The organism is Aquibium oceanicum (assembly GCF_001889605.1).
Classification (GTDB): Bacteria; Pseudomonadota; Alphaproteobacteria; order Rhizobiales; family Rhizobiaceae; genus Aquibium; species Aquibium oceanicum.
In genome coordinates, this window is sequence record NZ_CP018171.1 from 2,762,925 (window position 1) to 2,775,435 (window position 12,511).

The following is a 12,511-nucleotide window of genomic DNA, read 5'->3' on the forward strand; positions in this document are numbered from 1 at the left end:
GATGAGCGACTTCTTCGCCGCCCTCGGTCTCGTACTGGTGATCGAGGGCGTCATCTACGGTGGCTTTCCCGCGACGGCCAAGCGCCTCGCATCGCAGATGCAGGAGATGCCGGAAAACGCTTTGCGCTACGGCGGTCTCGCCGCCGTCGCACTGGGGGTCGCCGTCGTGTGGATGGTGCGGGGATAACGCAGGATTTATCCGCCGCGCCTGTATCCTGTCGCAAACGCGCCCTAATTCTGGCAAACGGTCTGAACGTCGGAATGCGTGGCGGCACTCTCGCCTGCCGGGTCCGGCTCCATGCGGCGCCCACGTGGCTCGGGAGAATGTATTCATGGCTCTGATGCGAATGCCGGTTCTTATCCGCAAGACAGCGATATCCGCCTTCGCAGCGGCCGCTTTGGTCGGACTGGCGCTCCCGCCCGTTCCCGCGGTGGCCCAGACTCGCGGACCGGCGTCGGTCGCCGATCTCGCCGAAAACCTGCTCGAGGCGGTGGTCAACATCTCGACCTCGCAGAATTCCAAAGGCGGCGGGTCGGACAACGTGCCGATGCCGGATCTTCCGGAAGGCTCTCCGTTCCAAGATTTCTTCGACGAGTTTTTCCAGAACCGGCAGGGCAACGGCATGCCCCGGCGCGTGCAGTCGCTCGGATCCGGCTTCGTGCTAGACGCGGAGCAGGGCATCGTCGTCACCAACAACCACGTCATCGCGGACGCCGACGAGATCGAGGTGAATTTTTCCGACGGCTCCAAGCTCAAGGCCGAACTGGTCGGCAAGGACACCAAGACCGACCTTGCGGTGCTGAAGGTCGATCCGACGAAGAAGCAGCTGAAGGCCGTGTCGTTCGGCGATTCGGATGCCATCCGGATTGGCGACTGGGTCATGGCCATCGGCAATCCGTTCGGGCTCGGCGGGACGGTGACGGTGGGAATCGTGTCCGCCCGAAACCGCGACATCAATTCCGGACCTTATGACGACTTCATCCAGACGGACGCTGCCATCAACCGTGGCAATTCCGGCGGGCCGCTATTCAACATGGAGGGCGAGGTGATTGGCATCAATACGGCCATCATCTCCCCGTCCGGCGGTTCCATCGGCATCGGCTTCTCGATTCCGTCGCAGCTGGCCGAAAACGTCATAGCGCAGCTGCGGGAATTCGGCGAGACGCATCGCGGCTGGCTTGGCGTGCGTATCCAGCCCGTGACCGACGACATCGCCGAGAGCCTCGGAATGTCGAGTGCGAAGGGCGCGCTGGTCTCCGGCATCATCAAGGGCGGTCCGGTCGACAACGGCGTCATCCAGCCTGGCGACGTCATCACCAGATTCGACGGCAAGCCGATCGATGGGATGCGCGACCTCCCGCGCATCGTTGCCGACAGCCCGGTCGGGCAGGCCGTGGAAGTGGTCATCATCCGCAAGGGAGAGGAACAGACCGTCGAAGTGACGCTCGGCCGGCTCGAGGACGGGGAGCAGCTCGCCTCTGCAGAAACCGGCGACGGGGAGGAAGAGGAAGACGGTCCCCTGGCGACGGCGTCTGTGCTCGGAATGACGGTCGGCGAACTCGACGACGAAACGCGCACGCGCTTCGAGATATCGCCGGATGTTTCGGGTGTCGTCATCACTGAGGTCGCGGAAAACTCCGCCGCGGCCGAAAAGGGCGTCAAGGCTGGCGAGGTCATCACGGAAATCGCGCAGGAATCGGTCTCGTCGCCGCAGGACGTGATGGACCGGGTTGCCGCGCTGAAGGAGCAAGGCCGCCGCAATGCGCTTCTGATGCTCGCGTCCAAGACCGGCGAACTGCGCTTCATCACCCTGCGAATGGATTGAATTCACGCCTGGCGTGAAAGAACCGGCGCAAGCATCTTTGCGAAAGAGAAAAGGCGGCTTAGAGGGCCGCCTTCTTCCGTTCGCGCCAGTCGCTCCGTTTCAGGCTGTAGAACACGTGCCGCTTCAGATGCGGATGCGTGTCGGGCACCTTGGGGTGAGCGAAGTCACGCTCGGGATCCGGCCGTAGGCCGAGGCGTCGCATGACGGCGATCGAGCGATCGTTGTTCCAGACTGCGAAGGAGACGATCTCGTCGAGATCGAGTTCCTCGAACCCGAAGTCGAGAAGTGCTTCGCCGGCTTCGGTGACCAAGCCCTTGCCCCAGAATTCCGGTGCAAGCCGCCAGCCGATCTCGATCGTGTCCCCCGGCAGGATAGGCTCCAGCCCGCACGGGTTCAGGCCGGCGAAGCCGATCGTCTCGCCTGTCGCTGCGAGTTCCAGGGCCGTGAAGCCGTAGCCTCGTGCCGCGATCCCGGCCCGCAGGCGCTCCATGAAGTCGTCGGCCTCCTGCCTGCTCCGCCGGAACGGAAAGAAGGTCATCACCGCCTCGTCGGAGTTGACGCGGTGGAACAGGTCCCGGTCGCGGCTCTCCCAGTTGCGGATGACGAGGCGCTGGGTGCGCAGCGTCCTCATGCGGCGAACTCTTCGCTTGTGTAGCCTTGGAGGTAGAGCAGGGCGGTCAGGTCGCCGTGGTCTATACGGAAGCGCGCCTGCGCGGCGACGGAAGGCTTGGCATGGAGGGCAACGCCCATTCCGGCAATCTTTAGCATGTCGAGGTCGTTGGCTCCGTCTCCGACGGCAAGCGCCGCGTCGGTTGCGATGCTCAGCCGCTCGCAGGCGGCACGCAAGGCCGTCGCCTTCGCCTCGCGCCCGAGCACGGGCTCGGCGACCATTCCGGTCAGCTTTCCGTCTTCGTGAAGCAGGGTGTTCGCCTGATGCTCGTCGAAACCGAGTTTCGCAGCCACGGGACCTGTGAACAGAGTGAAGCCGCCCGATACCAGCGCCGTCCACGCGCCGTGCCGCTTCATCGTGGCGATCAGTTCGCGCCCCCCCTTCGCGAGGGTAATTCGTCCGGCGATCACCGCGTCTATGACGGGGAGGGCCAATCCCTTCAGGAGAGCCACCCTTTCGCGCAAGGCCGGTTCGAACGCGATTTCGCCGTTCATGGCGCGTGCCGTGATGGCGGCGACATGCTCTTTGAGCCCGACTTCGGCCGCGAGTTCGTCGATGCATTCCTGATCGATCATGGTGGAATCCATGTCGGCGAGCAGGAGCCGCTTGCGCCGGCCGTCCTCCGGTTGGACCGCGACGTCGATCGGCAACCCGGCAAGTGCGTCGCGCAGCGCCGTCTCGACCTGGCTCGGGTCAGGTACCTCCGGCACGGCGATGTCGCAGGCAATGCCGTCGGCCAACCATCGGCATCGGCTTGCACCAATCGCTTGCATCGCGTTATTCGCCGCCTCGGCGGTGACGGCCGCCGTTTCGGGGCTGGAGATGATGGTGGCGACGAATGGCACGGAAGGGGGCGCTCCGGAGGTCGGCCCGGGGCCGCTGAAGGACGCGATCCTGATAGCGGGACCGACCGCCAGCGGCAAGTCGGCACTGGCCGTGGCGGTCGCCAAGGCGACCGGTGGCGAAATCGTCAATGCGGATTCCATGCAAGTTTACTCGGTCCTGCGCGTCCTGACCGCGCGGCCCGGCGAAGCCGAACGCGCGAAAGTGCCTCACCATCTCTACGGACACGTGCCGCCCGATCGGCGATACTCGACCGGCGCCTGGCTGCGCGACGTCGAGGCTTTGCCGCGGCAATCCGACGGTCGGCCGAAACGCTACATCTTCACGGGAGGCACCGGTCTCTATTTTCGTGCGCTGACGGAGGGCTTGTCCGAAATGCCGCCGGTCGCCGCCGAAATCCGCGACAAGTGGCGCGAACGCCTGCTTCACGAAGGACCCGAGGCGCTTCATCGCGTGCTTCGGAAGAAGGATGCGGAGTCCGGCGATCGCATCCGCCCCGCCGACGGCCAGCGGATCGTGCGGGCGCTGGAAATTCTGGAGGCGACCGGCCTTCCCATTGGCTCGTGGCAATCGCGACCGGGACGGCCTCTGGTCGACCGAAACTCCGTTCAACTGTTCGTGATCGATCCGGACCGCGCCGCACTTCAAACCAGGATCGAGGGCCGTTTCGACCGGATGCTGGAGGCAGGCGCTATCGACGAGGTGAGACGATTGCTCGACCTCGGACTCGATCCCGCCCTCCCGGCGATGAAGGCGATCGGCGTTCCCGAACTTGGCGCGTTCCTGCGGGGCGAGGTCTCCAGGGAAGAAGCCGTGGCACGTGCGAAAGCGGCAACGCGGCAATATGCCAAGCGTCAGGCCACCTGGTTTCGCACGCAATTCGGTCCTGAATGGCGAAAGATCCAAATGCCGACGACGTCGGAAAACCCTGATTTACCTTTGGGGAATTAGAAGTCGGCACGCCTTTGGCGTTTAGTTCATGTTCGCGCATGAGTTGCAGATATTAACGCGCCTGTAATTCGGATCGTGCGACCATGCTTCGAGCTTGATAGGGGTCAGATGCGCTTCCACAAATCGGAGACGGCATTCTTCGTGTTCGTCGCCCTGATCCTGGTATCGGGCGTGCTGACCGTCTATGCCTATCACTCGGTTGGCGATTACGGTTTCGGCTACGTCCCGCGCGTGGACACCCTCACCGTGGCACGCCTGCTTTTCGGTTCCGCCGTCCTCACGGCCACGGCGCTGACGTTCGGGATGTTCTTCATCTATCCGCTGATCCGCACGCAGGTCAGGGAAGAGGGAAAGCTCAGGGCGATGACCGAATCCCTGAGCATGCGTTCGCAGACGCTCGAGCATGCCGCCCTGACCGACAGCCTCACCGGTATGCAGAACAGGCGCTACTTCGACGATGCGCTCGGCGAGTACCTGCAGGAGTTCAGGCGCATCAACAAGCCGGTCGGGCTCGTCATCCTCGACCTGGACCACTTCAAGGCGGTGAACGACACGCATGGCCACGATGTCGGTGACGAGGTGCTCAAGGCGGTGGCGAACTGCCTGCGCGACTTCACCCGGCACCATGACGTCGCCGCGCGCCTCGGCGGCGAGGAGTTCGCGGTCGTGGCTCCCAACATGGACATGGAATCGCTCGCGAAACTCGCCGAGCGCATCCGCATCGCCATCGCCCAGCTTTCGGTCAGTTCCGGCAACGTGACGCTGCGCGTCACGACGAGCGTCGGCCTGGCGGTCTGGGATCGCAAGGAAAGTGCGGAGGACTTTTTCCGGCGCGCCGACCGGATGCTCTACCAGGCGAAAAGAATGGGCCGCAACCGCGTCTGTGCCTGAAGTCTGGCGTTGTCTCCCGGGGCCGGTAGCCGGTTCGGGCAAAACGACATCCGCAAGAGATAGACACCCCTAGTGCAGGGCGAGCGAATCCGAAATTTCGCAGCGCGGCTTGGACATGCTCCGGACGCCATGGTCGCCCGCCGGCCGGAAATTGGCCTGCTGGCGAGGGTACCGATCGATGGTCCCAGGCAAGAGCAGCGGTAGGTTCGCCTGTAGGCTGGGCGAATGGGATCAGTCGTTGTTCTGCCGGAAGGCGCCGTCACCGAAGCGGCGAAGCGGGCGCCTTTCGGGTGTTTCGGGGCGCTGCGCCCGCGACATCTCGAAATCGGCCACCGGGCGCTTGAGTAGCGGGCTCTGCTCTCCGAAGAAGGAAGGGTCGCTTTCCGGATCCGCGCCCAGCGCGGGCCGCTCGATGCGGCGCATGCTGTCGATGATGGCGGCGAGGTCCACCTCTTCGTCCCGCGAGGCCTCTCCGATGCTGGCGTCCGCGTGGGCACCAGGGATCAGCGATTGCTCGAGTTCCTCGAACTTGAGGCGCATCGGCGTCGCTACCGCCTCGCCGAAGGCAATCGCCTCCCGCTGGCCCATCGACGACAGGAAGGCCAGCGTGGACGCGGAGGAATCCGCGATTGCCGAACGGATGATATCCTGGTCACGGTCGTTGGCCAGACGCATCGCGAAGACCGTGGAACACTGCGAAAGGATCGTCGGGTCCAGTTCGCCCGGTCGCTGCGTGACGACGCCGAGATAGCAGCCGTACTTTCGCCCCTCCTTGGCGATGCGCGCGAGCGCGTGCCGCGTCGGCGCGAACCCCAGCCTGTGGTCGGACGGCATGTAGCGGTGCGCTTCCTCGCAGACCACCAGGAGCTTCAGCTTGCCCTGGCTGCCTTGTGCGAGATCGAATGCGAGCCGCGCCAGAACCGAGCAGACGGAATTGACGACCTCGGAAGGCATGCCGGCGAGCTGGAAACACATCACCGGCTTGCCGTTGTGCGGCACGCGGAAGATCTTGCCGATCGCTTCGTGAATGTTGTCCTCGACGATGTGCGAACCGAACATGAAACGGAAGGCGGCATCGTTGACCACGCTCTCGATGCGTCCCTTCAGCGCTTTCAGCGCCGGGCGCTCGGCCTTCGATTCCAGCATTCCCATTCGCTCTTCGATCAGCCGCAGGACGTCCGACATGCGATAGGGAATGGGCGTGTCGGCTGTGATCGACCCCATGTCCGACGAGCGGCGCAGCCGCAGAGCGCCGCCGGGGTTGCGGTAGTTCACCTTGGCGACGGGGATGAGGTCGCGCAGGATGTCGATCTCCTCCACCACGTTGTCGCGCCCCCTGAAAAGAACCTCGGTGAGTTCCTCTAGGCTGAACAGCCAGAACGGCAGGTCGAGCGTCGTTTGGTCGAGGCGCGCCGCCTTCGACTTGAACGCCACGTAGAACTCGTTGTGCGGATCGAGGATCAGGATGCGCAGGTCCGGCCGCTCCTCGATCGCCTTGTGCAGGAGAAGCGAGACCGCGGTCGACTTTCCGACGCCGGTCGTGCCGACGATCGCGAAATGGCGGTTCAGCATCGAATCGACCGATATCCGCGCGCTGATGTTGGAATTCTGCGACAGGCAGCCGATGGACACGGACTTGCGCCCCGCGAGCTGGTAGACGGCTTCCAGATCACGCACGCGGATCTGGTGGGCGATCGCGCCGATGTTGGGATAGGTCGTGATGCCCCGGTCGAAGATCGGCTTCCTGGTGCCTTCCTCGTCGCGGACCTCGCCGATCAGTTCCAGATGCACCTTGATGGGGTTGTGGGAATCCTCGAGCCAGATGCCCGACGGCATCTCGATCGAGGAAACCAGGCCGACGAGGCGTGAATGGCCGGTATTGACCGAAATGAGCTTTCCGATGTTCCACAGGTTCGTCGGCGCGCCTTCGGCGGCGTCGGCGTAGGAGGCGATGCTGGCGCGCGCGCCATCGCAGTTGATGACGCGGCCGAGCATGCGCGCATCGGGCTGCCTGGGATCACGGCGGTCCTGGGCCGTCGCTTCGCCGCGCGCTCCGTCCTCGGCATACATCGATCGCGTCCCCGTCTTTTCGTTCGTTTTAAAGTCAAGACTAACCTGGCGGAGTTAAGGACGCGTGAGAGTGGATGGTTCACGGCCGGTAAACGCACGCGGTGCGATTGACGGAAGGTCCGTCTTCCGCGCTATGGCCGAGCCGCATTTTCTGCGTTGACGGCCGAACCATTGCGCCGTAGTGTCCGCGCCCATGACGACAGGGATCATTCTCGTAGTAGGCGCGCGCATGGGCAAGGCGGTGTAACCGCCGGGCGACAGCACCCCATGCGCGACAGACAGGCTCCTCCGGGGGCCTTTTTTATTGCTCGAAACGGAACTACACGGCTTCAAACGCCTCGGCAGGCGGACAGCAACGGGAACAGGACGATGAACAAGGCTCACAGCGACACCGGCAGGCGCGAGATGACGGGAGCCGAGATGGTCGTGCAGGCGCTCATCGACAACGGCGTCAAGCACATCTTCGGCTACCCCGGCGGCGCGGTACTTCCGATCTATGACGAGCTGTTCCAGCAGGAAGAGGTCCAGCATATCCTCGTGCGCCACGAGCAGGGCGCCGGCCACGCTGCCGAAGGTTATGCCCGCTCTACCGGCAAGGCCGGCGTGATGCTCGTCACCTCGGGTCCGGGCGCCACCAACGCCGTGACGCCGCTGCAGGATGCGCTGATGGATTCCATCCCGCTGGTCTGCATCACCGGGCAGGTTCCGACCTCGCTTATCGGCTCGGACGCTTTCCAGGAATGCGACACCGTCGGCATCACGCGGCCATGCACCAAGCACAACTGGCTGGTGAAGGACGTCAACCAGCTGGCCGGCATCCTGCATGAGGCCTTCCACATCGCCACCACGGGGCGCCCCGGTCCGGTCGTCGTCGACGTGCCGAAGGACGTCCAGTTCGCCAGGGGCATCTATACGCCGCCCCAGACCGCGCCTCGCACCTCCTACCAGCCAAAGGTTCAGGGGGACCTCGAAGCGATCAAGGCCGCGGTGGCGCTGATGGCGACGGCGAAGAAGCCGGTGATCTATTCGGGCGGCGGCGTCATCAATTCGGGACCCGAAGCCAGCCACCTCCTGCGCGAACTGGTCGACCTGACCGGCTTCCCGATCACGTCCACGCTGATGGGCCTCGGCGCCTATCCGGCGAGCGGCAGGAAGTGGCTCGGCATGCTCGGCATGCACGGCACCTACGAGGCCAACATGGCCATGCACGACTGCGACGTGATGCTGTGCCTCGGTGCGCGCTTCGACGACCGCATCACGGGCCGCATCAACGCCTTCTCGCCGAATTCGAAGAAGATCCACATCGACATCGATCCGTCGTCGATCAACAAGAACGTGCGCGCCGACGTGCCGATCATCGGCGATGTCGGCCGCGTGCTGGAGGACATGGTTCGCCTGTGGCGGGCGACCGTGCGACAGGACAAGAGCGGGCTGCATCCGTGGTTCGAGCAGATCGAACGCTGGCGCGCGCGCGATTGCCTCGCTTATCGCCCGAACGACGATGTCATCATGCCGCAATACGCCATCCAGCGGCTCTACGAGGCGACCAAGGACCGCGATACCTACATCACCACCGAGGTCGGGCAGCACCAGATGTGGGCTGCCCAGCACTACGGCTTCGAGAAGCCGAACCGCTGGATGACGTCGGGCGGGCTCGGCACGATGGGCTATGGCCTACCGGCCGCCCTCGGCGTGCAGATCGCCCATCCCGACGCGCTCGTCATCGATATCGCGGGTGACGCCTCGGTGCAGATGACGATCCAAGAGATGAGCGCGGCCATCCAGTTCGACGCGCCGATCAAGATCTTCATCCTCAACAACCAGTACATGGGCATGGTGCGCCAGTGGCAGCAGCTGCTGCACGGCAACCGGCTGTCGCATTCCTACACCGAGGCGATGCCCGACTTCGTCAAGCTCGCCGAAGCCTATGGCGGCCACGGCATCCGCTGCGAGAAGCCGGGCGACCTCGACGACGCCATCGCCGAGATGATCGAGGTGAGGAAACCGGTGCTCTTCGACTGCCGGGTGGCGACGCTCGCCAACTGCTTCCCGATGATACCGTCGGGCAAGGCGCATAACGAGATGCTCCTGCCCGACGAGGCGACGGACGAAGTGGTGGCGAACGCCATCGATGCCAAGGGCAGGGAACTTGTGTAGCCGATGGAAACCTTTCCGATTGCCATTTTCGAGGATCGCTATACCGGCGTCTATTCCGGTGGACGCTGGCTGGCGGTAGCAAGCGCGACTGACGGACTGGATGGGAAAGAGACGCGCATCGGCTTCTGCCTAGAATCGGATGACGGGCCATCTGGGTCGGATGTAGAGGCGGCAACATTCTGGGTAGATCCACCGCTCTGGATCGCGGTCGGCGGCACACCAGACGAAGCGCTTGCAAACTTGAGGAATACCCCGAAATGAACGCCCAGCTTCAGCCCACCGGCTCCGCCTACTTCATCGCCAGCGAGACCGAGAAGCCGGTAACCCATACGCTCTCCGTCCTCGTCGACAATGAGCCCGGCGTGCTCGCGCGCGTCATCGGTCTGTTTTCGGGACGAGGCTACAACATCGATAGCCTGACCGTGTCGGAAACCGAGCACGAAAAACATCTCTCGCGCATCACCATCGTCACGCGCGGCACGCCGCACGTGCTGGAGCAGATCAGGCATCAGCTGGAGCGCATCGTGCCGGTGCACCGGGTGGTCGATCTCTCCGTCGTGGCGCAGGAGCGTGGTCAGGACCGTCCGCTGGAACGCGAACTGGCCATGGTGAAGGTTTCGGGAACTGGGGATGACCGCGTCGAGGCGCTGCGGCTGGCCGACGCCTTCCGCGCCCAGGTGATCGACGCCAACACCGAGCATTTCATCTTCGAGATCACCGGCCGCGTCTCCAAGATCGAGCAGTTCATCGCGATCATGAAGCCGCTGGGGCTCGTCGAGGTGTGCCGCACGGGCGTGGCGGCGATGAACCGCGGACCCGAGGGTATGTGAGGGAAGGGGGCGGCGGCCGATCTGCGGCTAACCCGCCCGCTCAGATATCCAGCTCTTCCGTATGCGCGAATTCCGCCCGCTCCTGGATGAAGCGGAAGCGCGCTTCCGGCTTGGTGCCCATGAGCGCATCCACCATCGACTTCGTCGCCGCCGCGTCGTCCAGCACCTCGACCCTCAGAAGCATGCGCTTCTTCTTGTCCATAGTGGTCTCCTTGAGCTGGGAAGCCATCATCTCGCCGAGACCCTTGAAGCGGCCGATCTCGATCTTGCCCTTGCCGGTGAACTCGTTGGCCAGCAATTCGTCCTTGTGAGCATCGTCACGCGCGTAGGCGACCTTGCCGCCCTGGCTGATGCGGTAGAGCGGCGGCACCGCCATGTAGAGATGGCCGCCGCGGATCAGGTCCGGCATCTCCTGATAGAAGAAGGTGATGAGCAGCGAGGCGATGTGGGCACCGTCCACGTCCGCATCGGTCATGATGATCACGCGGTCGTAGCGCAAATCCTCGTCCCGGTACTTCGAGCGGGTGCCACAGCCGAGCGCCTGGATCAGGTCCGAGATCTGCTGGTTGCCTGCGAGTTTTTCGCTGCCGGCCGATGCGACGTTCAGGATCTTGCCACGCAGCGGCAGGATCGCCTGGCTGGCGCGGTCGCGCGCCTGCTTGGCAGAGCCGCCGGCCGAGTCGCCCTCGACGATGAAGATCTCCGCCCCGGCCGCGGCATTCTGCGAGCAGTCGGCCAGCTTGCCGGGCAACCGCAGCTTTCGCACGGCGCTCTTGCGCGAGACTTCCTTCTCCTGGCGGCGGCGCACCCGGTCGTCGGCGCGCGCGATGACCCATTCCAGCAGCTTTGACGCTTCCTGCGGATTGTCCGCCAGCCAGTGGTCGAACTGGTCGCGCACGGCGGTCTCTACGATGCGCTGGGCTTCCAGCGTCGCCAGCCGGTCCTTGGTCTGGCCGACGAATTCCGGCTCGCGGATGAACACCGACAGCATGCTGGCGGCCGAGATCATCACGTCCTCCGAGGTGATGATCGAGCCGCGCTTGTTGCCGGTCAGTTCCGCGTGGGCACGCAGGCCGCGCGTCAGCACGCCACGGAAGCCGGCCTCGTGCGTACCGCCCTCGGGCGTCGGAATGGTGTTGCAGTAGGAATTGACGAAGCCGTCGCCGCCAAACCAGGTGACGGCCCATTCGACCGAGCCGTGGCCGGATTGTTTGTCGCTCTTGCCGGCGAAGATTTCGCGGGTGACCTGAAAGTCATCGCCGAGCGAGGCGGCAAGATAATCCTTCAGTCCGCCGGGGAAGTGGAATACCGCCTTGGCAGGCGTCTCGTCCTTGCCGGTAATGAGTTCAGTCGCGCAGGACCACCGGATCTCGACGCCGCCGAACAGGTAAGCCTTGGAGCGCGCCATGCGGCAGAGCCGCGCCGGCTCGAACTTCGCACCCTTGCCGAAGATCTGCTCGTCGGGATGGAAGCGAGTGCGCGTGCCGCGCCGGTTCTGCACGTCGCCGAGCATTTCGAGCGGGCCTTGCGGAACGCCGCGCGAGAAGCGCTGCCGATAGAGTTTTCGCCCGCGTGCGACCTCCACCTCGAGGTCGTCGGACAGCGCGTTGACCACCGAGACGCCGACGCCGTGCAGGCCGCCCGAGGTCTCGTAGACCTTGGAATCGAACTTGCCGCCGGCATGCAGCGTGGTCATGATGACCTCTAGCGCCGACTTGTCCTTGAATTTGGGGTGCGGGTCGACGGGAATGCCGCGGCCATTGTCGGTGACGGTCAGGTAGCCGTCGGCGCCGAGTTCGACCTCGATGAAGGTGGCATGGCCGGCCACGGCCTCGTCCATGGAGTTGTCGATCACCTCTGCGAAGAGGTGGTGCAGCGCCTTGTCGTCGGTGCCGCCGATATACATGCCCGGCCGGCGCCGGACGGGCTCCAGCCCTTCCAGAACCTCGATGTCGGCGGCGCTGTAGGCGTCGCTGGCGTCCTTCGCCGCCGGTTGCGGCCGCGCGGCCTGTTTCCTCGGCGCCGATGCAGGTCGCTCCGCGGATGCCTTTTCCTGCGGCGGCGCCCGGTCGAGCGCTGCGAAGAGATCGTTGTTGCTGTCATCCATGCGGTGCAGATATCCGGTCAGCGAATCACATTCAATAGTGCCACGGAAGGACGGCCGGGCGATATCGGTTCCTGTTCCGTTCGGCCCATTGTCCCAACGAAATCGAACGAAATTCCTAACCTGGCGATAACCACGGTGCGCGATCGGTGCGAGCGGCCTGCGCCCC

The 12,511-nt window shown here is 64.4% G+C and carries 11 protein-coding genes; 7 read left to right on the top strand and 4 right to left on the bottom strand.

The features are described from left to right. Position 1: 1 nt before the first annotated feature. Both BSQ44_RS13525 and BSQ44_RS13530 read left to right on the top strand, forming a co-directional pair. Positions 2-187 carry a DUF2065 domain-containing protein gene (locus BSQ44_RS13525; protein WP_072604998.1) on the top strand — a complete coding sequence of 62 codons (186 nt, stop codon included), beginning with the start codon at positions 2-4 and terminating at the stop codon, positions 185-187. Between the two features lie 154 nt (positions 188-341). Then, positions 342-1,826 (top strand): DegQ family serine endoprotease, encoded by a 1,485-nt coding sequence (locus tag BSQ44_RS13530; RefSeq protein ID WP_072608051.1) that lies wholly within the window; start codon positions 342-344, stop codon positions 1,824-1,826. Between the two features lie 58 nt (positions 1,827-1,884). Here BSQ44_RS13530 and BSQ44_RS13535 read toward each other — a convergent pair whose 3' ends face one another. Together BSQ44_RS13535 and serB are read right to left on the bottom strand one after the other, a co-directional pair. Then, entirely contained in the window at positions 1,885-2,457 is a 573-nt protein-coding gene (locus BSQ44_RS13535) for a GNAT family N-acetyltransferase (RefSeq protein ID WP_072605000.1), read from the bottom strand. Continuing rightward, complete coding sequence (gene serB / locus BSQ44_RS13540; RefSeq protein ID WP_072605002.1) at positions 2,454-3,341, bottom strand: phosphoserine phosphatase SerB; 888 nt, start codon at positions 3,339-3,341, stop codon at positions 2,454-2,456. The genes BSQ44_RS13535 and serB overlap by 4 nt, the downstream gene beginning before the upstream one ends. Here serB and miaA point away from each other — a divergent pair. Continuing rightward, on the top strand, positions 3,319-4,290 hold the full coding sequence (gene miaA / locus BSQ44_RS13545; protein WP_072605004.1) for a tRNA (adenosine(37)-N6)-dimethylallyltransferase MiaA: 972 nt from the start codon (positions 3,319-3,321) through the stop codon (positions 4,288-4,290). The two genes, serB and miaA, sit on opposite strands and share 23 nt — an antisense overlap. Positions 4,291-4,398: 108 nt before the next feature. Next, positions 4,399-5,181 carry a GGDEF domain-containing protein gene (locus BSQ44_RS13550; protein ID WP_072605006.1) on the top strand — a complete coding sequence of 261 codons (783 nt, stop codon included), beginning with the start codon at positions 4,399-4,401 and terminating at the stop codon, positions 5,179-5,181. Positions 5,182-5,412: 231 nt separating this feature from the next. Here the strand turns inward: BSQ44_RS13550 and BSQ44_RS13555 are convergent, their stop codons facing one another. Continuing rightward, positions 5,413-7,251, bottom strand: coding sequence for an ATP-binding protein (locus BSQ44_RS13555; RefSeq protein WP_072605007.1), 1,839 nt, complete (start codon positions 7,249-7,251; stop codon positions 5,413-5,415). A gap of 369 nt (positions 7,252-7,620) precedes the next feature. Here BSQ44_RS13555 and BSQ44_RS13560 point away from each other — a divergent pair, with 369 nt between their 5' ends. Genes BSQ44_RS13560 through ilvN form a run of 3 tightly spaced genes read left to right on the top strand, consistent with a single transcriptional unit; the run spans position 7,621 to position 10,238 of the window. Continuing rightward, on the top strand, positions 7,621-9,408 hold the full coding sequence (locus BSQ44_RS13560; RefSeq protein ID WP_072605009.1) for an acetolactate synthase 3 large subunit: 1,788 nt from the start codon (positions 7,621-7,623) through the stop codon (positions 9,406-9,408). Between the two features lie 3 nt (positions 9,409-9,411). After that, positions 9,412-9,669, top strand: a complete 258-nt coding sequence (locus BSQ44_RS13565; RefSeq protein ID WP_072605011.1) for a hypothetical protein — start codon at positions 9,412-9,414, stop codon at positions 9,667-9,669. Next, positions 9,666-10,238: an acetolactate synthase small subunit gene (gene ilvN / locus BSQ44_RS13570; protein WP_072605014.1), complete on the top strand. Its 573-nt coding sequence runs from the start codon at positions 9,666-9,668 to the stop codon at positions 10,236-10,238. The genes BSQ44_RS13565 and ilvN overlap by 4 nt, the downstream gene beginning before the upstream one ends. A 40-nt stretch (positions 10,239-10,278) precedes the next feature. On the opposite strand, the gene parE is transcribed toward ilvN, so the two are convergent. Further along, positions 10,279-12,345 carry a DNA topoisomerase IV subunit B gene (parE, locus tag BSQ44_RS13575; protein WP_072605016.1) on the bottom strand — a complete coding sequence of 689 codons (2,067 nt, stop codon included), beginning with the start codon at positions 12,343-12,345 and terminating at the stop codon, positions 10,279-10,281. Positions 12,346-12,511 lie beyond the last annotated feature (166 nt).

Coding starts and splice junctions, on each gene's coding strand:
- BSQ44_RS13525 (WP_072604998.1), top strand. CDS start 2: ATGAGCGACTTCTTCGCCGCCCTCGGTCTCGTACTGGTGATCGAGGGC.
- BSQ44_RS13530 (WP_072608051.1), top strand. CDS start 342: ATGCGAATGCCGGTTCTTATCCGCAAGACAGCGATATCCGCCTTCGCA.
- BSQ44_RS13535 (WP_072605000.1), bottom strand. CDS start 2,457: ATGAGGACGCTGCGCACCCAGCGCCTCGTCATCCGCAACTGGGAGAGC.
- miaA (WP_072605004.1), top strand. CDS start 3,319: ATGATGGTGGCGACGAATGGCACGGAAGGGGGCGCTCCGGAGGTCGGC.
- BSQ44_RS13550 (WP_072605006.1), top strand. CDS start 4,399: ATGCGCTTCCACAAATCGGAGACGGCATTCTTCGTGTTCGTCGCCCTG.
- BSQ44_RS13555 (WP_072605007.1), bottom strand. CDS start 7,251: ATGTATGCCGAGGACGGAGCGCGCGGCGAAGCGACGGCCCAGGACCGC.
- BSQ44_RS13560 (WP_072605009.1), top strand. CDS start 7,621: ATGAACAAGGCTCACAGCGACACCGGCAGGCGCGAGATGACGGGAGCC.
- BSQ44_RS13565 (WP_072605011.1), top strand. CDS start 9,412: ATGGAAACCTTTCCGATTGCCATTTTCGAGGATCGCTATACCGGCGTC.
- ilvN (WP_072605014.1), top strand. CDS start 9,666: ATGAACGCCCAGCTTCAGCCCACCGGCTCCGCCTACTTCATCGCCAGC.
- parE (WP_072605016.1), bottom strand. CDS start 12,345: ATGGATGACAGCAACAACGATCTCTTCGCAGCGCTCGACCGGGCGCCG.